A 24516-nucleotide genomic window follows, 5' to 3' on the forward strand; every position below is an offset into this window, starting at 1 on the left:
AAAAACTTCTCATGCTGAGGCGTTGCATGCTTTAGTAGAGATATGAGTCAAACACATGTATTAAAGCCCCTGCAGGGACTTTGGGAAAGTAAGCCACATAAGGACTGTCTCCAGCCCGTAGCTTCCATGACAGCAAAGGAGCTAGGAGCATACGGAGAGACAATAGCATGTTCCTATCTTGAACGAAACGGCTATCGGATAATTGACCGTAACTGGTCATGCCGGTATGGAGAGCTGGACATCGTCGCTCTGGCACCGCCGACAGTTGCTCAACCTCGCAGGAGACTGATCATCGCCGAGGTGAAAACCCGACGGAGCATGCTCTTCGGAACACCTATGGAGGCTATCACCCCGCAGAAACTCGAGCGTATGAGGAGGGCTAGTTTTCTCTGGCGTGATGCTCATCCGGCGGAGGGCAAAAGACAGACTCGTTTTGATGCCATAGCAATTGATTTTGAAGATTCCTTAAAACCCACCATTTCTCATGTGAAAGGAATCTAAGAATCACATGCCTATTGGAACTGCCTTTTCTGTCGGATTATGGGGCTTGAAAGCATACACAATTCAGGTACAGGCTTTCACCAGCAGTGGTCTGCCTTTCTTTTCCATAATTGGTCTGCCGGATACCTCCCTGGCTGAAGCCCGTGACAGGGTCAAGTCTGCCTGCACAATTTGTGGCTTTCCCTGGCCACAAACCAGGGTAACCGTTAACCTATCTCCTGCTTCAGTTCCGAAAAGCGGGTCTTCATTCGACCTAGCGATAGCAGCAAGCATTCTTGCTTCGTGCCAAGCTATCCACACCGATGTTATCAGCAAGTGTCTTCTCATTGGTGAGCTCAATCTTGACGGATCTGTTATGCCTGTGAAAGGCATTCTCCCTATGCTTCTATATGCACAACGCAATGATTTGCATACTGTTGTTATTCCTCAGGAAAATCTTCAGGAAGCAACTTTAGTCCCTGGCTTGCGGGTGATTGGAATCCGCCATATTGCTGAGCTCATGATGCTTTTAAGGCCTCGGTCGGAAATGGAGGAAACATTGATCAAACGATACGGGCCTCTGAAGGATGATGGGAGCACTCTTGCTGGTTTGTCTGTCCAGCTGGATAACAATCACTTCCAGCTGCACAGAGAATTATCAGAGTTCTCCGATTCAGCAAGCTGCGGATTTGACAACCAGCAAAATCTTGATTTCACACAGGTAATAGGGCAAACCTTTGCCAAACACGCTTTGGAAGTAGCTGCAGCTGGAGGGCATCACATGATAATGACGGGGCCTCCCGGCGCAGGAAAAACCATGCTAGCCCGGCGGCTTCCCACTATTCTTCCCCCTCTGACAAAGGAAGAACGCCTGGAAGTTGCTTCGATTAAATCTGTTTGCGGCACCCTCCATGGAGCAGATCTGGACTTTCTCCCTCCTTTTGAAGCTCCTCACCACACAGCAACCGTTGCCTCTCTGATTGGAGGAGGAGCCGGTTTTGCACAGCCTGGCTCAGCAACCAGATCGCATTGCGGTGTCTTATTCATGGACGAGGCTCCTGAATTCTCAACAAAATGTCTTCAAGCCCTGCGGGAGCCGTTGGAGGAAGGGATCATAAGCCTGTCTCGAGCAAAAGGAACAACGTTTTATCCAGCCCGATTTCAGCTTATTATGGCTGCCAATCCCTGCCCCTGTGGTTTTAATTGGGGAAGCGGCAAACGCTGTACCTGTACACCCCGGCAGCGAAGCAGGTATTGGGGACGATTATCAGGGCCGATTATGGACAGGATTGATATTCATATTGCAGTCGATACCCCCAAACTCATCGATATAGAAACTACTCAGGAATTCTTTGAAAAAGCTGCGGAAGGGAAAACAGCATATGGCAACCAAACCTACTCTTCTACCGCCATGCGCGATCGAGTGATTACAGCTCGTCAGCGGGCGGCCCGCCGTTTTCAGAAGGTTCGCTGGTCCACCAATGCACAGGCCCCAGGACAGTGGATGCGGGAAAATACACCAGAAAAAGTGCTGCGGCTGGTACGTCACGCGGTTGAAAAAGAAGAACTCAGTATGCGTGGCGCTGACAGAACACTGCGTATAGCCTGGACTCTAGCTGATTTGGAAGGACATGCTGAGCCTACTAGCACCACTATGGAAGAAGCTATTATGCTAAGGACCGGTGATCTGACATGAGTCACACTATTCTTACTGAACAGCAGCAGGAAATTTTAGCCCTGGCGACTTTAGCCTATTGCGCCAACAGTCCTCAGGCTATTATGTATGCCCTGCTTAAACCTCAAGAAGGCGGCGTTGAAGCAGCAGACCTGGTGAGAGAAATCAGGTATCTTCTGGCAGAGAGGATTTCTTTATCAGCTGTGCAGCATAAGTATGTAGAAAGGATTCTTCGCTATCATCGGTATGACAAAGAAGACAAAGCATATAAGGCTTTTGCCCAAGTCCTACTTCGGTGGGTAAAAAGAATGAAAAAAATTGAGAATCTTGACTCTTCCGAACTGTGGATTTATTTAACACAGAACAACGAATATAGCATTATTACCCCTTCCAGTCCCTATTGGCCCTGGCAGTTGGAAGATCTGGATCAAATACTGGGGAATACCCCTCCCCTCTGTTTATGGGTGAAAGGAGACCCGCAAGCCCTGACTTCCTGCTCTTCTCCCGTGGGAATCGTAGGTTCCAGAGACTGTAATGAGTATGGAAAGACAACGGCTTTCAACTGCGGAAGAGATGCGGCTCTCCATGGACACTGCGTAATTTCAGGAGGGGCCATGGGAGCTGATAGTGCAGCCCACTGGGGAGCCCTGTCAGCCTTCCAAGATTTGGGAAATAATGCTGGTAGAACTATAGCCATATTTGCCGGAGGGCTCGATACCTGTGGTCCCCACCGCAATGCACGCCTTTTCCAGACAATCGAAAATCATCATGGAGCTCTCATTAGTGAGTTGCCACCTGATACCTTGCCGGAGAGCTTTCGTTTTCTGATGCGGAACAGACTGATCGCTGCTTTGTCACGAACATTAATTGTGGCTCAGGCCCGTCACCGTTCTGGCGCCCTGAACACTGCTACCTGGGCGGCTGATCTCAATCGGATGGTTTATGCAGCCCCGGGAGACAACATTAAGCCTTATAACACCGGTTGCAATGGCTTAATTGCTCAAGGAAAGGCGTCACTTCTACTAACCTCAACGGATCTGTCAGACATATGTCATGAACCGCATGATCCTCTGATAAGTCATGATTGATAACACAAGATTGATAACTCATAAGACCAATCGTGAACCGTAACGAACGCATAAGGAGGAAAAAATGGACAAGAATCAATATTAATAAATCAAATCAGAAATGTTAAAGAGATATGACAGAATCACAGTATGGTTTCTGCTTTTTCATCTTCATCCACCAGGTCAAACAGGATAGGCGAATCACATGAATCGGATAAGCCCAAACCTGGGAATACTCCCGGAGGAACCAATCGCAAAAAGGAAGATTACGATGTCGTGATTGTTGGGGCAGGTGCTGCGGGTTTATCTGCCGCTCTGGGCCTTCTTCGGTCAGCTTCTGCCGCATCGCCTGACTTATCTAATAGTAACAGGCCTCGCCTGCTCGTCATCTCCAAACTTCCAGCCTTGCGGTCGCACACAGGTTCCGCAGAGGGAGGAATTGCTGCAAGCCTGGGTAATGAAGAGAAAGATTCCTACCAATGGCACTGGTATGACACGGTGAAAGGAGGAGACTGGCTTGTAGATCAAGACAAGGCACGTATTCTTGCGCAAGAAGCACCGCAAACAGTGATAAACCTTGAACATGATGGAGTCGCCTTCAGCAGGAAAGAGAATGGCAGAATTGCACAACGCCGCTTCGGTGGACATACCTCAGATTTTGGGAAAGCTCCGATTAAACGAACTGCTTATGCGGCGGACAGAATTGGTCACCAGATTCTCTATTCTTTGTGGCAGCAGTGCATCAAAGAGGGAGTTACCTTTGCCGAAAATTGGTATGTGACTGATCTCGCCATTGACCATAATCAGGTGGAGGGGGTAGTTGCTCTCGATACAAGCACTGGAACTCTTCATAAAGTGTCCGCCTCTAATCTTGTTCTGGCAACCGGTGGAGCAGGGCGGCTTTTTCACACTACGTCAAATTCCTGGGATTTAACAGGCGACGGTATGGGTCTTGTCCTGGAAGCAGGACTCCAGGTTGAAGATATGGAATTTATCCAGTTCCATCCCACGGGTTTGGCCCATACAGGGATCCTTCTTTCTGAGGCTGCCAGAGGTGAAGGTGGGGTTTTGCGCAACCGCAAGGGAGAAGCATTTATGGTTCATTATGCCCCTGAGCATAAAGACCTTGCACCCAGAGATGTAGTTACCCGGGCAATCATGGATCAGGTTGACTCAGGTCTGGGAGTAGCAGACCCTCAAGGTCCTGATGGCCTCCGGGATTGCGTCTGGCTAGATCTAACCGCCATAGATAACCATCGACTGCAGAATTTTTTGCCTGAGGTTGTCGCTACTATCAAGCGTTACGCGGGATTAGATCCTCGGAAAGATATGATTCCGGTCAAACCTACTGCCCACTACACCATGGGTGGCATTCCCGTCACCGAGTATGGACAGGTCTATACCTGGCAATCAGGTTTTGGCAAGGACGAAGATTCAAATGCTCGAGATACAAAAACTCGGGGCATAAAAGCTCAGGGCACGATAACTCTGATTCACGGTCTCTATGCGGTTGGTGAATGTTCCTGCCTGAGCGTCCACGGTGCCAACAGGTTAGGGGCCAATTCCCTCCTGGATGCCTGTGTTTTTGGAAAACGAGCCGGGGAACATATCACCAGCTGTCTGGAAAAGCACTGTACTTGTAATGCTGAGCCTGACTCACCACATGACCCGTCTGGCATCTTTCATGTCTTCCATGATGGATCACACACTGCCTCGAATGGCGAGTTACCAGCTTACAGCGAGGGCCAACAGAAGTTGGAAGAACTCTTCCAGACACGACAGAAAGATATTGTTCATTTGCTGCACCACTGTATCAGACAAGATAATTTGTCTGCTATCCGATCAGAAAGGAACTACACATCTTCCGACCTCAGCGCAAACCATGAAAAAGAAGGAAGCGACGATCTAAATTATCCAGAGTCAGAACAGGGGTCAGTCCAGCGGTCAAAACAGGATTCAGGACAGGACCAGAATTTTTTTCAGGAGTCGGGCAATGATGGGAAAGAGAACGCCTACGAGCTCATGGAAGAGTTGGGTACACTGATGGAAAGCAAATTCGCCATCCGCTGCAATCAGGACTCTATCAGTCAAGCACTGAATACCCTTCAATCCGTACTTATCCCGAAAATCCGTGCTCTCAGTGCTCACAGTGATCAGAAGGAATATAACCAAGAACTTACCGCTATCCTGGAAGTGAGAAATTTAGCTGAAGTCGCCAGGGCCATGCTTCGCAGCGCGATGAATCGTCATGAATCTCGAGGTTCTTTATACCGCACTGATTTTCCGCAGCGTGATGATACTCACTTCCTCCACCACACATTCATCAACTTGTCCGGCGACGTTGAGACCAAACCTGTGACAGTTGGATTCTTTCCCATTGAGAAACGCTCCTACTAGACTATTTTTTATAAACACAGGGCATGAGTCTGCCCAACCGAAAATCCACCCTCGTCACAGGACGAGGAAGCAGCAGTCATACTTTCATAGCTCATGAGGAAATCAGGCACATGAATAAGCTTAGAGTAGCCTTTCGGGTTCACCGCCTCAGCCATATTCAGGTGGCAACCGAACCAAAGAGCGCCGCAGATGTGGCGGCTAGAGCGTCTGCAGATGCAGTAGTTAACACAGCAGCGGGTGTAGGCAACAATTCCAGACCGAGAGGCCTGCCCCGTAGGAGACATCGTAGTCCTTTCGCTACTACATTTGCCCCTAAAGAACCTTCATCTGAGGAAACCAAAACCCGCTCCTGGGTCCAAACTTACAATCTGACTGTCTCCCCTCATCAGACTATCCTGGACTGCTTACTGCAGATAAAACGAGAGCAGGACCCGACCTTGGCCTTCCGCTATTCCTGTGGTCATGGAATGTGCGGAACAGATGCTGTAGCCATCAATTCTGTCCCCAAGCTCCTGTGCTCATCGACAGTAGGAGACAATATACAGACAGATCAGATAAACCAGATAAACCAAACAGACCAGGCAAGTCAGACAGATTACCCAGGTTATCCAGATTACCCAGATTATCCGGATCAGGACAGGATTCGTAAAGCTTCTTCTCCTAACGGTTTCCGCAAAACCGGCAGCCACAGACTCGGCGACAACGCAAACCAGAGACCTGACATATACGAGCATGCGCACGCACACGAAGGCACAACCCAAAGCACACATACCAATACAGATAACATCACAAAACAAGGCCTAGACGGGTGGATTGACCTGGCTCCCCTACCTGGTTTTACTGCGGTAAGAGATCTGATAACAGATATCAAACCCATGCTTGACCAGATAAAGAAACTCAAACCTTATTATCTGCAGGATCCGGATTATCTGCAGGATCCGGATTCTCTGCAGGATCCGGAAAATTCGTCATCAGCAGATAAGGGAAATATCACCGCTCTTGAATATCTGCAAAAACCAGAAGAATTAGCACAATTTGAGCTGCTCTCAACTTGTATCAGTTGTGGAATCTGCGAAGGAGCCTGTCCTGTTTTTGTCGGCGGGGAAGCCTTCATCGGTCCGGCAGCCCTGGTCAGCCAGATTAGATTCATTAAGGATTCCCGAGATCGTGCACAGACTGAACGATGGAAACGACTGTCTGAAGACGATGCCCTATCCGCCTGCCAATCGGTCAGAGCTTGTTCCCTGAACTGCCCACAAAATATTGATGTAGGGGAAGTTATCTGGCAGGCAATTACCCGTTCAGCCGGTCAATAAACAGGGTTAATTTCTCCGACGATACCCCTACTATTTAGGTATGGATCAAAATTTTCACACATCTCTTTCAAAAATTTGGGAGTATACGGAACAGCACGAACTGGACCAGGAATCTGAGTTTATGCATGATACCCGCAAAAACAGTGTCTTAGTCCAGGAAGGGCAGCTGACAGCATCTGCGAGCGAATGCGAATTTATAGCCCAAGAGGCAAGAATTCTGAATGCGCATTCAGTCATTGTGATTGGAACGTCTTGTCTAATGGAAGTCCTTCATCTGGCCTATTCCCTGCCCTCATCGGCTTTGGTGACAATAGTCAATCCATCTTCTCAGACCAGCCAGGCTATTCGCCGCTTTTATTCATCCGTCCAGGCCGATACATCGGTTAAGTTACGCATGGTCAACGCCAACATCAATGAATATCTGCCTCGTTTGAATGAAAATGACTACGATATGATTGTCCTCAAAGACGGGATTACCGACGTGCAAAAAGCAATCAGCATGTCAGCACGTCTGTTGAAAAGCAGAGGAGTCCTGGTCATCAGCGATGTTATGGCCTTACAAACACCGGGATCAAAAGGGGGAGTTGTTAACCCAGCAGACCGCAGTGAAAAAGCAGTTGATATGAGAGCCTTGATTACTCAGCTTCCTGACGATGATAGCTTCAATTCAGTTCTACTTCCTATCGGCTCTGGGGTTTTCCTTAGTGTAAGGAAGTAAATGTGTGGGGCGGACTTACAATATCCACAGCCTCTTCAACGTCATCAGTAAAATTGACAATTCCAGGATCCAGGGGAGAAATCATACCGTTATTCAAGACGGTCGTATCCAACCAGTCGAAAAGATCATGCCAGTAATTTCCCTGATAGAGTACAATCGGTATGCGAGGTGCCTTTCGGGTCTGAATCATGGTCAGGGTTTCAAACATCTCATCGAAAGTTCCAAATCCTCCCGGGCAGATAATAATACCTTGAGAATGCTGAAGAAACATAATCTTTCGCACGAAAAAGTGCTTGAAAATAATTGACGTGTCCACATATTTGTTAATTCCCTGCTCCCTGGGCAAGGTAATTCCCAAACCAACCGAACGGCCCCCGGCCAAATGAGCACCCTTGTTAGCCGCCTCCATAATACCCGGTCCGCCGCCTGTAATTACTGCCTTTCCCCGGGCAGCAGCCAGGGAAGCCATATCTTGCGCTGCCTTATAGTAAGGGCTTCCTTTCCCTAAACGGGCAGAACCAAAAATAGAAATCGCCGGTCCAATATCAGACAGAACTTTAAAACCATCTCGAAACTCCTGGGCAACAGTCTCAATCCATTCCTCAGAATTTCCACTATGAATACCAGAAAAATCAGCTTCAGTCATTATCTATAACTCCTTAGTATCAACCATCATAAAAATAAAAAGCACACCACACGTCTACAGCACATCTTCATGGTCTAATCCTCTCGGTTAAATTCCAGGTCAGATGCGTCCCACCGGTCTCTTTCCTCGACAGACAAGCGTTTGTACTGGTTAGATTGCCTGTGCAAAAGCACAGCTGCAAGACAGGCAGACAAAACCGACCCCAGTAGAACGCCCATCCGAGCCTCATTTTGCAGCAGAGGGTGTTTATAGGCCAAGGAGGCAATCAGAAAAGCGACTGTAAAACCAATCCCGCAGGAGGCTGACATGGGCAGAAGAGTTCTAACTTTCAGACCAGGTGCAAGCTTCATCCCCAACAGATGGGTGGTCACCCAGGTTGCCGTTAGAACACCTAACGGTTTGCCAATAACTAGAGCCAAAATCAGCCCCAGAACAATGGGAGACAGAAAGAAATTGACCCCGCCAGAATCAGCCAGGGAAATTCCGGTAGCGAAGAAAGCAAAAACAGGCAGGGCCAGCAGAGAGGAAAAAGGCTGAAGTTTATCATGGTACCGCTCTGCCCTAGGGCTGGACTCACCGTGTAACGGCCGTGCAGGTGTCAGCAGACCGGCAAGCACCCCTGCCAAAGTAGGGTGGACACCAGATTCGAACATCATGATCCAAGTAAGTATTCCCACCAAAGCAACCAGAAGCCAGGGAACCTTTGCGCGCCGAACCAGGAAAGACCAGAACAGAGCCATGACCACGATTCCCAGGAACCAGTACCAGGCGTTGAGAGATGAATAGAAAACAGCAATAACAATAATCCCCAGGAGATCATCCACAGTTGCCAGAGTCATGAGGAAGGCTCGGATAGAACCTGGAAGGGCCTGGGCAAAAATGGCCAGAATAGCAAGAGAAAAAGCAATATCGGTGGCTGTAGGAACAGACCAGCCGGTAGCTGCCTGAGAAAAATCAAGCCCGTGGAGCAGATTACACTTATAGCCTGCTCCAACAGTAGCCAGGAAAATTACCGGAGGAACCAGCATACCACCCACAGCAGCTAGCATAGGCACTGCTGCCGCCTTGGGTTTTGATAAAGAACCAGTTGACAGTTCCTGCTTCAGCTCCAGACCCACGACCAAAAAGAAAATGGTCAACAACCCGTCCTGAGCCCAGTGACTGATCTCCAGAATCAGATTGGTTCCGGGAATTCCCAGAGAATAGTCAGAAATTCTCCTATAGATTGAGGCTGAAAAGGGCATATTTGCCAGGAGAAGACCCGCTAGCGCAAAAGCAACCATGATAATCCCCGAAGCCCTGTCCGAGTGGGCTAAGCGCTGAACCGATCGGCTAAAACGGGAAGACTGTGCCATTCGCCTATCCTTTCCTGGCCTATTCGCTCACATAGTGTCTCTTGACCCGCCTCCTGGGCCTCTGTCATCCCCCCGGCCCAGCGGAGAAATCAATATCAAAAAAGCCGGAAGTTAGTGGCTTCCGGCTAGTCGGTGCGCCAGACAGGATTCGAACCTGCAACCTTCTGATCCGTAGTCAGATGCTCTAATCCGTTGGGCTACTGGCGCCTTGTTGTCGTCAACTGCTCTCTGACAACAAACATACATTTAAGCACGGGGGGTAGAAAAAGGGAATCCGGCGTGTCCAGCCTGATTCCTGAGATTCCCTTTGACTATGATCCCTGCTCCCCGTTTGCCCTAGCCTGTTCAGCCGGATGTGCATGCCTGGTCAGACTTCCAGCCATGGAGAATAGGTCTTTTACCTTCACCGAAGGAAGATAGGCATGTCCGACAGCCAGAGCAATCTGCCCCAGCTTGGAGGAATCCGGATATGCTACATAAACGTGAGCCTGATGGGGTTGGAACTTCTTTTTGAAGAAGAGCAGGGAGTGAAATCCATAAGCGGGTTCCAGGATATCAGCAGTCATCTGGAGCAGGTGAGTCAGGCTGGCTGAAGCGCTGTCACTGGCCCGGATTCCCGACAAGGGGGCAGCAGACAGACTCATAAACTCAACATTCTGCATATCAGGACCACCTTGACCATCCCTAAGGCGCTCAGCCATTCTGGCTATCAGGAACTCCATTATGCCATTGGACGCATCCGGCCGATGCCTCATAAAATCAAGAGTCCAGCCTATAACTCTCCCCTGGCGGTAAGTTGGCAGCCAGGAAGTCACCGCCTGAACGACTCCCCGAGGATCTACTGCATACAAGAGCTTTACCCGCGGATCCATCAGCTCCTTAACTGACCCCAGGGTGAAACCCATCTCGGGGAGAGCTTTCTGCCCGCTCCAGGCCTCTGAAATTCCCATAATCTGCGATTGGATATCCAGGGTTGAGTCCTGGTAGGTAGACAGAACATCAGTAATGTTCTCCCGCTTTGCCTTGTTAATGGCAGTTCGGATATCCTGCCATTTTTTACCGGTCGTCTTCCACTGAGTGGGGTCAATAATCATTTCAGTGCCGACATCCAAACTTGACCAATGCTTTTTCTCCAAAAACTCAGTCAGCTCCTGATGAATCGAGTAGAAGACCGGGGTCCAGGACCGGTTCTGACAGAATTGAATGAAATCATTAACAGACTGTTCGTATTCAGAAGGGTCGCCGAAGGGGCCGGTCACAGTAAGCGCTATTCCTACATACACCCGGTAGGCAATGGCACTGCGGCCTGAAGAAGAAAACCAGTAATTGTTGCCCTGCCAGGTTGTCATGAAAGACATGGATTCTCCTCCCAGCTCTACGATCTGGTCGGCTTTTCGATGTTCTGAAACACCAACCACACCTGTATCCGATAGGCAGACTGCAACCACTACGACAATGATCACCCATAAAAGAGGGCCAAAAACAGCCCCGGTCATCTGAGTCAGAGGACTCAGGAAAGTAAAATGCAGATGTCGGAGAATCTTCAAAAATCCTGTGGGAAGAAAATAGTAGGTAAGAGAAAGAACAATCTCAAGGATGGATGCAGCGTCTGGATGAGTCGAAGACCAGGAAGAGTACCGATACTGCCGCTGATAATCTCCGTAGGGCCGTCTGGCCCGAGGCCAGCCTCCGTTGAAGACATCTGATTCCCACTGACGGTGTTGACCGCCAGTAGTTTTGGCAATAATCACATAAAGGAGGCACAAAAGAAGAAAAGACGCAACAATAACTGCTCCCCCAATCACCTTGCGTCGCCGACGGGTGACAATAGTGAAATTCCTGCGTTGAAAAGCATAGATAATCAGGAGTGTCAGAGGCAAAACACAGGTAGCAATGAGTTCCCTCAGGGACACTTGAATCAAAGAGGATACTTTCAGATTTTTATTATTGGGATCAATTTTAAGAAGAAGAAAGGGAAAAATAAAATAGTACAGATCGGCAATGATTACCATAGCAGTATTAAAGATGATGGCAAGATCGACAGCCAAAAGTCGTCCCCGGTATATTCCCCGGGCAATAAGAACCATTACCAGTACTGATAGAAGAGATACCAAAATATGGCTGAAAGAATTGACGTGGAAGAAGCCATACCGGAGGTAGCATGAGGCCCGTGATCCGCCGGCCATCATGCAAGGAGCCAAATTCCTGGTATTGATCTGTGCCGAAGAGACCAAAAAACTCAGCTGTGAAAAGGGACCGGCATGGATAGGCGATGTGGCTGAGATAAGGGGGCCACAGGCAGAAATAAGGGTAACTATTCCCAAGATATGCCAAGTTTCAGCTGTTTGAGCAGGTTGAGCGTCAAAATCGCGAAGAGATAGGCGGGAAACAATAAAACCACATGCCTGGCCAACAAAGGCAGAAACCAGAAGGGCATAGTCAACAGGTTCCCCTCTGTAGAGCAGAGTAGCCGCAATAACTGCGTAGGTGTAAATATAGACACGTCTGCGCCACAGTGGGGTCATCATAATAGCAGCTGCCATAAAAGCCCCAATAACCAGGACACATGGTCCATACGACTGGGACATCACATAGAGGATCGCCCATCGTTTTCGATGCCCTTGGAATGCAAAGCATAGTGCCAGTCCTGAGCTCAGACCAATTAACATACTAACTATGCTGATGACTACGGTCAGCCTTCGCCCCAATCGAGACTCTGCTACTGACATCATAGTCAGAATAATTATAAGCCCGAGCAAGATCTGCCAGGAATCATCAACAAAAAAGACAGCTGTCAGAACGGTATACCAGCGTCCCTGCATAATGTTCTCATAGCTGGATTGGAGGAAACCCAGGCGGTCGGTTGTTTGAGCCAAGCTTAGATCAACCGGAGTCGAGAAAATTATCCGAGGAATAATGTTGATCAGAAGAAAAAGAAAAGAGGAAATAATTGTTAACGGATGATGCGCGATCCACTGCTGACCATCACGAATCAAAGGCTTCCAGGGATGTCTGCTGGAATTGTTAGCCGTTAGCAAGGGACGTTTTGCTTTCTTCGTAACCTGATGCTCACCAGCCTGACTATCAGTGCTCTTGGCAATCGAGCTGGTTTTACTTTCCCCAGCATTCTTTTGATTAAGCTGATTCTGCTGATTTCTCCGACTATCCCCAGTCTGTAGCATTATCTCAGTCTCCTCTGTTTCTTCGCACGTCTGTTACCATAATAAGCTCCGGCCCCAGCAGACACACCGAATACGTCTGGGGCAGGCCTGGAAGTGAAAGCATCTTTGCAGATATTTCACTGACCTATCCCAGCCATACGCTTGACATGAGGAAAATTCTTGATAGCAACCGGCTGGGAGCTAAGACCTGTCTGATAGCAGAAAAGAGCAACTCCGAAGTTCATCACAGTCCTGACTGTTCTCCAGTCATGCCCGGTCCCCTGGGCGACCACAGCGGTAACGCTCATTCCTTTTGCCAGAGCTGCCCTGGCAATAATGCGGGCATTTTTTTGACCCAACGTATCGTAATATCCATTCCCAAAAAGAAAAGTCTGACTGGGTTGCCCATACTTAGCTATGGCTGTCGCCGGCACATGGTCATCGTACTGTTCCCGGGAACCTCGGTAAAAGCGAGTAATCATGGACGAGACTGACCCATTAGTTTCATGTTCCTCCCCACCGACTGAAAAAATATGGCCATAGAGCTGATGATGCCGGGGGCCCAGATGGGTTGCACAGGTACCACCCATGGAAAAACCACCGATTCCCCAAGACGCTCCTGGTTTTTGAACCGGCAGATGAGCCACAACCCAGCGGGTCACGTCGACGGTCAGGTAGGTCTCCACTTTCCCATATACAGGAGTATCAGAGCACAAGGTATCATGTGAAGGATTTCCCAGCTGATCCGGCGAAATCACAATTGGGGCCAGGCCATCATTTTTCTTGGCAAAAGCATCCATGATCTTATGGATTTTTCCTGCGGCAAAAAACCTGTCAGGATCTCCCGGCTGCCCTGCCATGAGAATCAGCAGAGGCAAGCGGGGAGGATTTTTGACCAAAGCAGCAGGAGGCAAATAAATTGTTGCAGGACGAGCTTTGAAATGTGATGTTTTACCCGGAATAGGAACGATTCTTACGATCCCCTCTTTTCGCACAGAAAGCGGACGCGAGGAAAGAGATTCTCCTGACTTGCTGTGGCTGAACATGGCTTTCCACCGTTTTACTGTCATAACAGAAGGACGATGGGGCTTCTCGCTAAGCTGGGGATATACCCGCTTCCCCAGGAGTGATTTTACCGTGGGATACTGGCCGTAGACTGCATTCACTCCCAAAGTTGACCAGATCAGGGCAAGAATAACCAGAAAAACAGCAGCGGCTTTTCTCCACTTTTTCCAGACCGACAGGCTGACAAGGGCATAACCGAGGATTCCCATGCCCACGGCGACTGTACGAATCACCAGAGCGCCCAGCTGGACATTGAAGAGAACCCAGACGTCAGAAATGAGGTAGGTCAACATACCACCCAGAAAAAAGAAGATACAAAAACCGGCAACTTGTCTGAGCAAAATAGACAGGGTCGACCGGCCGGAGCCTTTCTTCTTCATGCTGTCGGCCTGCCTCATGCTGTCAGCCTGCCTTCTTCCCACAGGAATTCCCACAGGAAGGCAACAGATAGCCATAATAATCATCAATACAGTGACAGTTGTTGGAAGAGGCCCGGTCTCCAGATTAATATCAAACTGCATCAGTACTCTCCTGAAATCATCCTCGGATCATTCTACTCTTTCCCCAGCTTTTCTTTTTCACCCTGGGTTCTAGTTTATAGAGGCTAGGTTTATAAGGTCTAGTCCATAACAACAGTGGTCATGGACATGGAGGAATCAATGGGAAAATCATCGGACGATGGCTTGCACCCTGCCTGAACCAGATTGACTCCCAGCATGGCTACCATGGCACCATTATCTGTACACAGATCTATCCGGGGAATGCGGACTTCTATCCCTTCTTTCTGCCCATATTCTGTCAGTTTTGCTCTCAACTGTGAATTTGCGCTGAAACCGCCTCCTACAATTAAGGTTGATGAATCATAATTCTGACAACCCTTAATAGCTTTTCTGGCCAATACAGAAGCAACAGAATCAGCCAAGGAAGCGCAGACATCATCAACGGGAATTGTGCGTCCTTGACCATTCTCTTCTTCCAGCCAACGGGCAACCGCAGTCTTCACTCCTGAGAAACTGAAGTCATAAGGATGCTGAACAGCGGACCGCCCCTGAGTCAACCCTTGCGGAACCCGAATGGCATGAGGATTCCCCCGCTTGGCATGGCGGTCAATGAAGGGGCCGCCCGGGTAAGGAAAGCCGAGGAGACGGGCTATCTTATCAAAGCACTCTCCGGCAGCGTCATCGAGGGTAGTTCCCACCAGGTCAATGGATCTGGCAATATCATTGATGCGCAAGAGGGAAGTATGACCGCCGGAGACAATCAAAGCCAGGGTGTTAGAGGGAAAAGAACCAAACTGCAGTTGAGTTACGGCAACGTGGCCAATAACATGATTAATCCCATACAAGGGTTTATGAGCAGCATAAGCCAGGGCCTTGGCGCCGGAGACGCCTACGGCCAGACAGCCAGACAGACCGGGACCGGCAGAAACAGCCAGGGCATCAAGATCGGACAGATCCAGATGAGCCTGGGCCAAAGCCTGAGAGACCACAGGAATAAAGGCTTCAGCGTGTGCCCGGGAAGCCAGCTCGGGAATAACGCCTCCATACCGGGCATGCTCTTCCATGGATGAGGCAACAACGTTGGACAGGAGCGTCCGCCCCTGAACAACTGCTGCTGCAGTCTCATCGCAAGTTGATTCAATTCCCAGAACAATCGGTTCGGCCATTACTTAACCTTTTTCTCGCAATATTCAGTTTTGTGACTGAATACCTGTGGCATATTTATTTGATGTGCTTATTGAAGTTTACTGTATGTCTTGAAGCATGTGCCCAATCAGATACAGTGCACTCCATAGTATAAGCGTCAATATTCTCAGGCTGATAATACCGTTTACGCAACCCCATCAAGCGAAAACCATTCTTTTTATAGAGCGCCAAAGCAGGTTCATTATCTACCCGAACTTCCAGCAGCATTCGCTGAGCATGAAGAGCAGACGCAGCATTCATTACAGCCCCAAGCAGGGCCTGCCCAATATGGTGCCCCTGGTCTGCTGGCGCAACCCCAATGGTCATGATCTGGGCATCGCTGCCATCAAACCAGATGCCAGCATAACCTCGAATACGGATGGGCTTGTCGTTGGGTTCAGGAGTCAACTCCTCATCCACAAAATAATATCGAGACTCTGCCGCCAGCTCACTTTTAAGAACTTCAGGACTCCAGGCTTCCGGGCCGAATAGCTCTTTTTCCAGGTTAGAGACGGCCTCGATATCTTCCTGGACCATAGGTCGTATCATTTTTTCTGGTTCTTTTCAGTCAAAGTTAACGATATGGCAGTTTCCCCCAGTTTGTGCCGGGAAGCTGTGGGCACAGTGATATCAGGACGACGCAGGTATAAAGGATCGGTAGAACAGGGATCCTTCCGGCTCTGATGAGCGCGGGCCACAGCAGCGAATAAGTCCACTCCCCCGGCTCCTCCGTCCACCAGACAGGATAAGTCGCTGACTGTGCAGCCCGAGTCGCTGTGCATCCGTCTGCGCTGATCTTCCAGATCGTCCCAGGCCTGCATGTAGGAGCCGGCACCTCTGCCCGAGATAGCAAGAGTGGCCTGCCTATAGGCAGGGTGGGAAGCCAGAAAGTGGCTTATTTCCAAAGATATGGTGCTGGCAGAGGCAATATTGAGGTCTGTCAGCTGCTGGGGAATCAGGTTGTTGCCAGAAATGATCCCAGATACGTCATATAAAGCATAATAAAGCTGTTTTCTGCGGGCATCATTGACAGCTAAAACCAAGTGAGGGAATGATTTACCAGAGTCTGACATCTTCTTGCGGGCATACCACAGAGCCTGAGCTTCCACAATATTCTGCCCCAAAAGGTTGGCTCCACAGACAAAAGATAAGGCCCGGGCAGTTACTATTCCCGCCCGCAGCCCGGTAAAGGGAGCAGGGCCGGTTCCTACAACGATTGTTCCCAGATCTTCCGGCTGAATACCGGCTGCCTCTATGACCCGGCGAATATGGGGTTCCAGTTTTTCCACATGCGAGCGCGAATCAGTCTCGATAAGCGGTTCGTGCCCTACCAGGCCTACAGTTGAGCCAAAAGAAGTGTCAATCACCAGACAGGAATCCTGATCAGAGTGACTCATAGATCTATTTCTCCTTGTCGTTCTTTCCACGAGGTTCCTACTGCCCGGATAGTGACGGTCCTCTCTCCGTCACTGGTTAGCTCTCCCCGATCAGAATAGGCAGCATGCGCGGGCCGGCTGATAGAGATCTCCAGTCTATCATCAGATAAGGCTGAAGCCATGAGCGACCCCCACTCGATCACTATACTGGTCCCCGGGCCAGGATCTTCCAGTTCTTCGTCCAGCCCTAGAGATTCTAGCTCATCCAGCAATCTGTTCCGCGATCTTTGCCTATCAGCTTCCGACTGCCCTCCCCGGCCAATTAACAAATCATCATTGTCAGACCCGGGAAGACGATAGGCATCCATATGGATTACACGGGCCGGTGAACCATCTTGGTAGCGGCCTATCAGCTCACGAGCTATGGTAAAAGTTGGGGACACCATGGGCTCATCAATGTGCAGCCCCTGTCCTATTCCCTGAGTTAGGGTCGTTTTCCCCGCTCCCAGCGGTCCGGAAAGAACAAGCACATCTCCTGCTTTCATGGCCCGGCCAATGCTCCGCCCTAACCTGCGCATATCGTCAGCGTAAGGAACGGAAAAAACAATACTCGTGTTATCAGCGGTCACTTGCTGAAATCCTGCCTTTCTTTGCCAGAGTTTCCACTAATATTTCCATAGCATAGAGCGGATCCGTGCCGCTGCTCTTGCACTGTTCATCTGCCCAGGCTGCGGTCTGAATGCACTTTCTCAAGCCTTGAGAAGTCCAGCCCCGAACGTCTTTCCTGGCATTCCGCAGCTGCCAGGGTGCCATTCTAGCCTCGGCAGGAGTTATTGTTCCCCTGTCGACTGCCGACGCCTTCGCCATTGCCCGGATTTTCATTGCAATAGCACCAATAATAGCAAGGGGATCTACCCCCTGAGCCAGGGCCGATCTCAGGCCCAGCACAGCCTGAGCCACATTCCCTGATATAGCCCGGTCTGCTACATTAAAACCCGTCACTCGGGGATCAGCTGAAAGATAGGTTTCTACCTGATTGCGGCTGATAGGATCCTGGGGAAAATCATCGCAGAGCTGTTCGCACAGGGCGGCAATCTCACCAGTTTTGTCAGTCAGAACATCAACTATAAGCTGTGCGGCGTCGGGGGTGATTCGTCTCTTTCGTTTTTCACAACAGTGAAGAACAAAATTCTTCCTGGAGTCAGGCTTTTTAAGACTTTCTATTGGGTCAAGAACTGCTCCAGCCTTCTGAGCCCGTTTAATAATTCCACTCCCCTTGGTGGAGCCATTATGACGAACAATCACTATACTGACAGGGTTGGATTCCTTCCGAAAGCGCTGGCAATACTCAACAAGGGCTGTTCCCACCTCTTCATCCATATTTTCCCCGTGGCTCATAAGTACGATGGAAGCGTCGGACAGGAGCGAGGGGCTGACCGCTTGGTCAAAATCAAAAGCCGTACAAGTTGCTGCATCCAGTTCAATGATCTCTGCCTCAGGTAGTGTGCGGAAGGCGACGGTCTTCAGCTCTTGTACGCGCTGACCGCTTAAATAATCATCTTCGCCTGAGACAATATGAACAAACCCCTGTGGCATGTGTGGCATGCTTCCACTGTTCCTGCATACTTGGACAAACAAGCTCATCTTTCTGCCGCGGCAGGAAGGTGCTGAAACAGACAAGACAGCAAGTGCTAAGGCAACCTGCAGAGGCCGAACAAGGGCAGTACAAAACTTAGCTTGATCCTGATGAAAAAATACGTTACCAATCCTGCTGAAAAACATGGTCTTTGATGTCTCCAATCCAATAAGAAAGCCGCTGCTTAAGCGTAATCTTCAGATTTTCCCCCTGCATCTTCACTCCCTGAACTCTTGCTCTATGAGCCTTGACTCCTTGCTTCGCTTCTTTGACAAACAGATAGAATAGTGCGCTGCCGGCATAGAGGAAAGCCAGAATAAGTACACCTGTCCCCCCAGCCGGCCAAGCGATGGTGCACCACGAGTTATCAGATAAAGCTAAAGATAGGCTATTCATCAACTGAGTCAGGCCTGATGCCACATAAACCAGACAAAATGACAGCTGTCTGCAGATCGGAGCCAGGAGAAAACCAGACAAGCCCAGAATTGTCGCTGCTGATACCAAAGGAGATACCAGAAGGTTGGCTGGCAGGGACAGAAGCGGAACTGCCGGTATCATCAATATGCTGATGGGGAGACTGAAAACCTGGGCACAGACTGTCAATGATATGGTTTCAGCGCATAGCTTGGGCACATATCGACTGAGAGCACGGCATAAAGGCCGGTGGAAAAGAAGGATTCCATAAACTGCAGAACACGATAAGGCAAAACCGTAGCTCCAGGCCAGAGAAGGATTGCACAGGAGAATCGCTATGACTGTCAGATTGAGCGAGTTAAAAGCATTCGTAACCAATCCCACCCCGAAACAGAACGATCCTATGAGACCCATAACTAAAGCTCTGATCAGCGAATCCGATGGATACATCATCGTCGACAAGGCAAAATACGCCAGGATCGTAACCACAGCGATGATTCGGTTCCCCATTTTACAGCGAACCAGAATCCACCTGATCAAGGAAGCAAGGAGCACAAAATGACTGCCAGAGACAGCCATTAAATGCATAATTCCCAAATTCAGGAAAGAATCCTTCACCTTAGATACATATGCTTCTGACAGGGTCTTGTCTGTTCCCTGTCGAGATCCAGAGACGAAAGCCTCATTTCCCATAACCCCCAAGGTCAAGCCTGGAACCAGGATCTGACCCTGAGGAGACAGTTTTTGGGTTTCTTCCAGGAAAACTTCCTGCATCCTTGAAATTTTCTGCCGCCACCAACCGGGAGGATTCAGACAATGGACCGATTCCCTCTGAGAGGAAAGAGAAAACCAGAGAGGAACTTTCCCATATTGGGCAGGGGAAAGCTTCCCCTGAATCCAGTATTCCCCCTGATTGCGAAGGGAGCAGTCCCGCCCGGAGGCATATATCCGCAAGGGAAAATTGGAAACAGTCAAAACTTGTGATTCAGAGGCTGACACCAGAGCCTGACCGTCAACTTTGCAATCGAAAGCCCGTCTGTCTGAAGCCATAACCGGAGAGCGCACACGGACCAGGAGGGAACGAATGGAATCTGTTCCTTCCGGCAGATCCTGAGGCGATAAATCAACTGACTGATGAGCAGCTAGGCTGATAACCATACACAGGGCAGCAACGGTCAAGACCAGGCCATACAGTCCAATATTCATGAGTACCTGCCCATGATTGGAACGATTGGAAGAAGAGTTCAGGCACAGGCCCAGACTGAAAATGAGCAACACCAACCCCACTATTGCAGCGGAAATGAGCCCCTGGGGGTAGACATGCCATATCAGTGCGGTTCCCCACAAAATCATGGCGACCAGAAAAAGACGAAAATCTTTGTACAGTCTATTATGCATAGTCTCATCCCCCTACTGTGATGAAATCACGAATAGATGCAAGCGTTTTTGACCCTATCCCTGAAACGTGAAGAAGATCATCAACTGAAGAAAAGCGGCCATGCTGATTCCTGTAGTCAATAATCTTTTGGGCTTTTGCCGGCCCTATCCCCTTGATGGTCTCCAGGTCCTGGAGGGTTGCTGTGTTGATGTTAATCCTCGAATCCCTACTTGATGCTGACCTTCCAGGAGGTGAACCGCCAGATTGGGGGCTGGCTGGAGATGACGAAGGACTTACGGCTGGCGCATCTTTAGCCTGCTGATTAGGCGACGCCGATGACTGCTGGTCTGAAGTGGAGGAAGGTGCAGGTGCCTGTCTGGAAGGGGCGGATGACGATGCTGGCGATGCTGACGATGACAGAAAACCCACCGCCTGCTGCAGCGAGCGCAAACTGGACGATTGAACAACCAGCAAAGCCAGGCTGGCGGTGAGGGCGGTAATCAAAACCAAAATAATGCAGACAGCCTGGGAGGGAGTCATAAAAAATCTGGCAGCAGGTTGTGGAGCATGCTGAGCATGATGATAGGCACCCTGGTCTTGATCAGGGTTCTGATGATTCTGATGCCGCCAATGATACTGCTGATGCTGACGATGACGCGCTCTCCACATAAAAATATCGTGCCACAAGAAGCACTCTCATGACACGATAATTCATTAATGTGGTCGAATGTGGAAAACACGCCCGACAGATGACTTGACATCTTCAGGTCGCACACCACCAGCAGTCACATATCTGCATCCGTTCGCCCCCGATCAACTGGGTCGTCAGATTATCAGATCACACCTGGCTGGCCCCTAGTTTTCAGTCACCAAAATCAGCCCTCACCAGGGCTGGCATCAACAGCACCGACTCCTAGTCAGCCGGAACAATCGACACAATCTTCGGAGCCTTCACTATCACCTTTCGGGGCGCTTTGCCTCCCAGACGGCTAGTGACTGCATCACTGGCAAGAGCCAGCTTTTCCAGCTCTTCAGCAGAAATATCAGGCGATACTTCCAGCTTTCCTCTGACCTTGCCCTTAATCTGAATCACAGCAGTGACCATGTCCTGACCAACATACCGCTGATCTGCCTGAGGCCAAGGTTCATGAGCCAGAGACTGACTATGTCCCAGTTTGCTCCACAGTTCTTCGCAAATATGGGGAGCGATAGGAGAAAGCATAAGAATCAGAGGCTCTACCGCTTTGCGGGGCACCTTCTGCAGGGTAGTCAGATGATTATTCAATACAATCAGCTTGGAAATAGCCGTATTAGGACGCATGGCTTCCATTTCTACAGTCACCTCAGCAATGGTATTGTTGAGGATTTTCAAGGTCTTCAGATCTGGTTCATCCTCAGTAATATTCAGCTGATCTGTTTCCTCATCAATCACGTTACGCCACAGACGCTGCAGGAAGCGCATGCCACCTACTACATTCTTGGTGTTCCAGGGGCGGGACTCATCCAGAGGACCCATACTCATCTCATACAGACGGAAAGTATCAGCCCCATACTGCTCATACATATCATCGGGAGTGATCATATTTTTCAGGCTCTTGCCCATCTTCCCGAACTCCCGGTAGACCTGCTGCCCATTCCACCAATACTCGGTCTGACCTGATTCGGTAATTCTCTCCTCCACTTCTGCAGCTGGAACATACTGCCCCCTGCTATCGGTGAAAGCATAGGCCTGAATATATCCCTGGTTAAAGAGCTTATGGAAAGGCTCAGGCGAACTGACATACCCCAGATCAAAGAGGATCTTATGCCAAAAACGCGCATAAAGCAGATGCAAAACCGCATGCTCGACACCGCCTACATAGAGGTCTACCCCACCGGATGCACCAGCTGTCGCATTATGATTGGGTCCCAGCCAGTAAGCGTCCTCGTCCTTATCAACCAGACTGACGGTATTGGTGGGATCAATATAGCGCAGATAGTAATAGCAGGATCCGGCCCAGTTGGGCATGGTATTGGTGTCTCGCCGATACTGGCGGGGCCCGTCCCCCAAGTCCAGGGTCACATTAACCCAGTCAGGATTGCGGGTCAAGGGAGCTTCAGGGTTAGACTCACTATCATTAGGATCAAAAGTACGAGGAGAATAATCAGGCACCTCAGGCAGATTCAGGGGAAGCTGATCATCAGGAAGCAGATGAGCCACATTATCCTCATCATAAACAATAGGGAAAGGCTCCCCCCAGTAACGCTGACGGGAGAAAAGCCAGTCACGCAGGCGGTAAGAAACCTTGCCTGTACCAACCTTATCATTCTCCAGATAGGAAATAACCGTGTCAATGGCCTGGGGAACGCTCAGGCCATTAATATCCAGAGGCTGGGAGCCAACAGCAGTCTTTGTAACGGAAGAATTAATAACTATGCCTTCCTTGGATGCATAAGCTCTTTTATCTTCATAATTATCCAGACTATCCCCGGAATCTTCGAGCGGCTTCAAGGTATAAATAACAGGAAGATCAAACTCCTGAGCAAATTCATAATCTCTCTGATCCCCACCAGGCACTGCCATGATAGCACCGGTTCCATAGTCCATCAGCACGTAGTCTGCAGAAAAAATAGGAAGCATGGCGCCAGTGATAGGATTCTTTGCATAAAGACCAGTGAAAAATCCTGTCTTGGCCCCTGCTTCTTCAATTCTGTCCCGGGCAGTTTTAGCCTCAGCTTCCCGACGATACTGGCTGACAGCAGTCTGGGGATTATCAAAACCACCCTTCCAGACCTGGGGAACGGAATCATCCCACTGATCAGGAACATGGTCCAGAAGAGGATGTTCAGGAGAAACCACGGCAAAAGTCGTTCCAAAAAGAGTATCCGGACGGGTTGTATACACTTCCATATCCTCTTTCAGGTCTGCACCCTGATCATCAAAAACCTCAAAATGCACTGAAGCACCATGAGATTCACCAATCCAGTTGCGCTGCATGGTCTTAATCTTCTCCGGCCAATCAATCTCAGTAAGATCGTCAATCAACCGGTGTCCATAAGCAGTAATCCGCATGGACCACTGTCTCAGTTCCCGCTGAAAAACAGGATAATTTCCCCGCTCAGAACGGCCCTCCGCAGTTACCTCTTCATTGGCCAGGACGGTTCCCAGACCAGGGCACCAATTTACAGGCGATTTTGAAATATAAGCCAGTCGATAATTATTCAGAATATCAGCCTGCTGGGCAGAAGTCAGATCATCCCACTGAGTTCCACTGTCTTCGTAACCATCGATGGGGCGCTGTCCCAGCCTGAACTGGTCAATCAGTTGGCTGATTGGGCGGGCGCTTCCTTTGCTGCCACTGGGGTTTACAGCCTCAGGGTCGTACCAGGAATCATAAATTCGGGAGAAAATCCACTGAGTCCAACGAACATAACTAGGATCGATAGTGGCAAAAGATCGACGATAGTCAAAGCTCAGGCCCATCCTGTGCAGCTGCCGTTTCATATTGGCAATGTTCTGTTCAGTAGTAATTCTTGGATGCTGACCGGTCTGCACAGCATACTGCTCAGCTGGCAGGCCAAAAGCATCATATCCCATGGTGTGCAGGACGTTCTCACCCTTCATCCGATGATACCGAGCCATCACATCGGTTGCAATGTACCCCAGGGGATGGCCTACATGCAGGCCCTTGCCTGAAGGGTAAGGGAACATAGCCATGGCGAAGTAGGGGGACTTCCCTCCAGCATGCCTGCCTTCCCCATCTTCCAGGCCGTCTTTAACATTCGCAGCCCAGAAAGTGCCGCGGTCGTCCCACTCTTTCTGCCATTTTTTCTCAATCTTCTGGGCCAGAGCAGCAGTATACCTGAAACTGGGGGCGTGTGCTAATTCGTTTTCCTCTTCCTGCCCCATGGCTGCAGCTTTGTCAGAATTCTTGCTCATAATTCTCCTAAGGTATAAGTGACGAATAGTTACAACAGTTATGTTTGAATTATCGTCAGGGTTTGCGACTTTTTATGAATGGTGACCAATGGTCAGTTTCTCGGTTGACTCATTACTGTGCTCCTGATTAGGAGCAATTATCGGCACCGGTTGCGGTGCCACTGTCTCCCAGAAGATCATTGATTTTCAGGTGGTTGCTGCTTTCCGCTTACTGCTTTCCGCTTTCCT

General features: G+C 49.6%; 18 protein-coding genes and 1 tRNA gene. 6 read left to right on the plus strand and 13 right to left on the minus strand.

Going from position 1 to position 24516, the window contains the following annotated elements; translation table 11 throughout:
• Nucleotides 1-42: 42 nt before the first annotated feature.
• From SCIP_RS04750 to SCIP_RS04775, 6 genes are all read left to right on the plus strand, one after another.
• On the plus strand, nt 43-501 hold the full coding sequence (locus tag SCIP_RS04750; RefSeq protein WP_006293855.1) for a YraN family protein: 459 nt from the start codon (nt 43-45) through the stop codon (nt 499-501).
• A 7-nt stretch (nt 502-508) separates the two neighbouring features.
• Nucleotides 509-2176 carry a YifB family Mg chelatase-like AAA ATPase gene (locus SCIP_RS04755; RefSeq protein ID WP_006293854.1) on the plus strand — a complete coding sequence of 556 codons (1668 nt, stop codon included), beginning with the start codon at nt 509-511 and terminating at the stop codon, nt 2174-2176.
• Entirely contained in the window at nt 2173-3243 is a 1071-nt protein-coding gene (locus tag SCIP_RS04760; RefSeq protein ID WP_006293853.1) for a DNA-processing protein DprA, read from the plus strand. The genes SCIP_RS04755 and SCIP_RS04760 overlap by 4 nt, the downstream gene beginning before the upstream one ends.
• 129 nt (nt 3244-3372) lie before the next feature.
• A complete protein-coding gene (locus SCIP_RS04765) occupies nt 3373-5619 on the plus strand; it encodes an FAD-binding protein (RefSeq protein ID WP_081442856.1) in 2247 nt (748 codons plus the stop codon).
• A 23-nt stretch (nt 5620-5642) separates the two neighbouring features.
• Nucleotides 5643-6935: a succinate dehydrogenase/fumarate reductase iron-sulfur subunit gene (locus tag SCIP_RS04770; protein WP_081442855.1), complete on the plus strand. Its 1293-nt coding sequence runs from the start codon at nt 5643-5645 to the stop codon at nt 6933-6935.
• A 40-nt stretch (nt 6936-6975) separates the two neighbouring features.
• Nucleotides 6976-7653 (plus strand): O-methyltransferase, encoded by a 678-nt coding sequence (locus tag SCIP_RS04775; protein ID WP_006293850.1) that lies wholly within the window; start codon nt 6976-6978, stop codon nt 7651-7653.
• Here SCIP_RS04775 and SCIP_RS04780 read toward each other — a convergent pair.
• The 13 genes from SCIP_RS04780 to leuS all read right to left on the minus strand — a co-directional run bounded on the left by SCIP_RS04780 (nt 7637) and on the right by leuS (nt 24258).
• Complete coding sequence (locus tag SCIP_RS04780; protein WP_006293849.1) at nt 7637-8299, minus strand: LOG family protein; 663 nt, start codon at nt 8297-8299, stop codon at nt 7637-7639. The two genes, SCIP_RS04775 and SCIP_RS04780, sit on opposite strands and share 17 nt — an antisense overlap.
• A gap of 74 nt (nt 8300-8373) precedes the next feature.
• Complete coding sequence (nhaA, locus tag SCIP_RS04785) at nt 8374-9654, minus strand: Na+/H+ antiporter NhaA (protein ID WP_006293848.1); 1281 nt, start codon at nt 9652-9654, stop codon at nt 8374-8376.
• Between the two features lie 133 nt (nt 9655-9787).
• A tRNA-Arg gene (locus SCIP_RS04790) sits at nt 9788-9861 on the minus strand.
• 104 nt (nt 9862-9965) lie between these two features.
• The gene (locus tag SCIP_RS04795) at nt 9966-12836 is read right to left on the minus strand and encodes a bifunctional lysylphosphatidylglycerol flippase/synthetase MprF (protein ID WP_006293846.1); all 2871 of its coding nucleotides are present in this window, start codon (nt 12834-12836) and stop codon (nt 9966-9968) included.
• 116 nt (nt 12837-12952) lie between these two features.
• Entirely contained in the window at nt 12953-14401 is a 1449-nt protein-coding gene (locus SCIP_RS04800) for an alpha/beta hydrolase (protein ID WP_040591351.1), read from the minus strand.
• Nucleotides 14402-14499: 98 nt separating this feature from the next.
• The gene (gene tsaD / locus SCIP_RS04805) at nt 14500-15546 is read right to left on the minus strand and encodes a tRNA (adenosine(37)-N6)-threonylcarbamoyltransferase complex transferase subunit TsaD (RefSeq protein ID WP_006293843.1); all 1047 of its coding nucleotides are present in this window, start codon (nt 15544-15546) and stop codon (nt 14500-14502) included.
• 55 nt (nt 15547-15601) lie between these two features.
• Nucleotides 15602-16102, minus strand: coding sequence for a ribosomal protein S18-alanine N-acetyltransferase (rimI, locus tag SCIP_RS04810; protein ID WP_231288087.1), 501 nt, complete (start codon nt 16100-16102; stop codon nt 15602-15604).
• A gap of 8 nt (nt 16103-16110) precedes the next feature.
• Nucleotides 16111-16962: a tRNA (adenosine(37)-N6)-threonylcarbamoyltransferase complex dimerization subunit type 1 TsaB gene (gene tsaB / locus SCIP_RS04815; protein WP_040591350.1), complete on the minus strand. Its 852-nt coding sequence runs from the start codon at nt 16960-16962 to the stop codon at nt 16111-16113.
• Nucleotides 16959-17519: a tRNA (adenosine(37)-N6)-threonylcarbamoyltransferase complex ATPase subunit type 1 TsaE gene (gene tsaE, locus SCIP_RS04820; RefSeq protein WP_048349360.1), complete on the minus strand. Its 561-nt coding sequence runs from the start codon at nt 17517-17519 to the stop codon at nt 16959-16961. Before tsaE ends, tsaB begins: the two co-directional genes overlap by 4 nt.
• 40 nt (nt 17520-17559) lie before the next feature.
• Nucleotides 17560-18546, minus strand: a complete 987-nt coding sequence (gene holA, locus SCIP_RS04825; protein ID WP_231288086.1) for a DNA polymerase III subunit delta — start codon at nt 18544-18546, stop codon at nt 17560-17562.
• A 154-nt stretch (nt 18547-18700) separates the two neighbouring features.
• On the minus strand, nt 18701-20389 hold the full coding sequence (locus SCIP_RS04830) for a ComEC/Rec2 family competence protein (RefSeq protein WP_006293838.1): 1689 nt from the start codon (nt 20387-20389) through the stop codon (nt 18701-18703).
• Nucleotides 20390-20393: 4 nt separating this feature from the next.
• Complete coding sequence (locus SCIP_RS04835) at nt 20394-21038, minus strand: ComEA family DNA-binding protein (protein WP_050752409.1); 645 nt, start codon at nt 21036-21038, stop codon at nt 20394-20396.
• Between the two features lie 244 nt (nt 21039-21282).
• The gene (gene leuS / locus SCIP_RS04840) at nt 21283-24258 is read right to left on the minus strand and encodes a leucine--tRNA ligase (RefSeq protein WP_006293836.1); all 2976 of its coding nucleotides are present in this window, start codon (nt 24256-24258) and stop codon (nt 21283-21285) included.
• Nucleotides 24259-24516: the final 258 nt, after the last annotated feature.

It is taken from the genome of Scardovia inopinata JCM 12537 (genome assembly GCF_001042695.1).
Classification (GTDB): Bacteria; Actinomycetota; Actinomycetes; order Actinomycetales; family Bifidobacteriaceae; genus Scardovia; species Scardovia inopinata.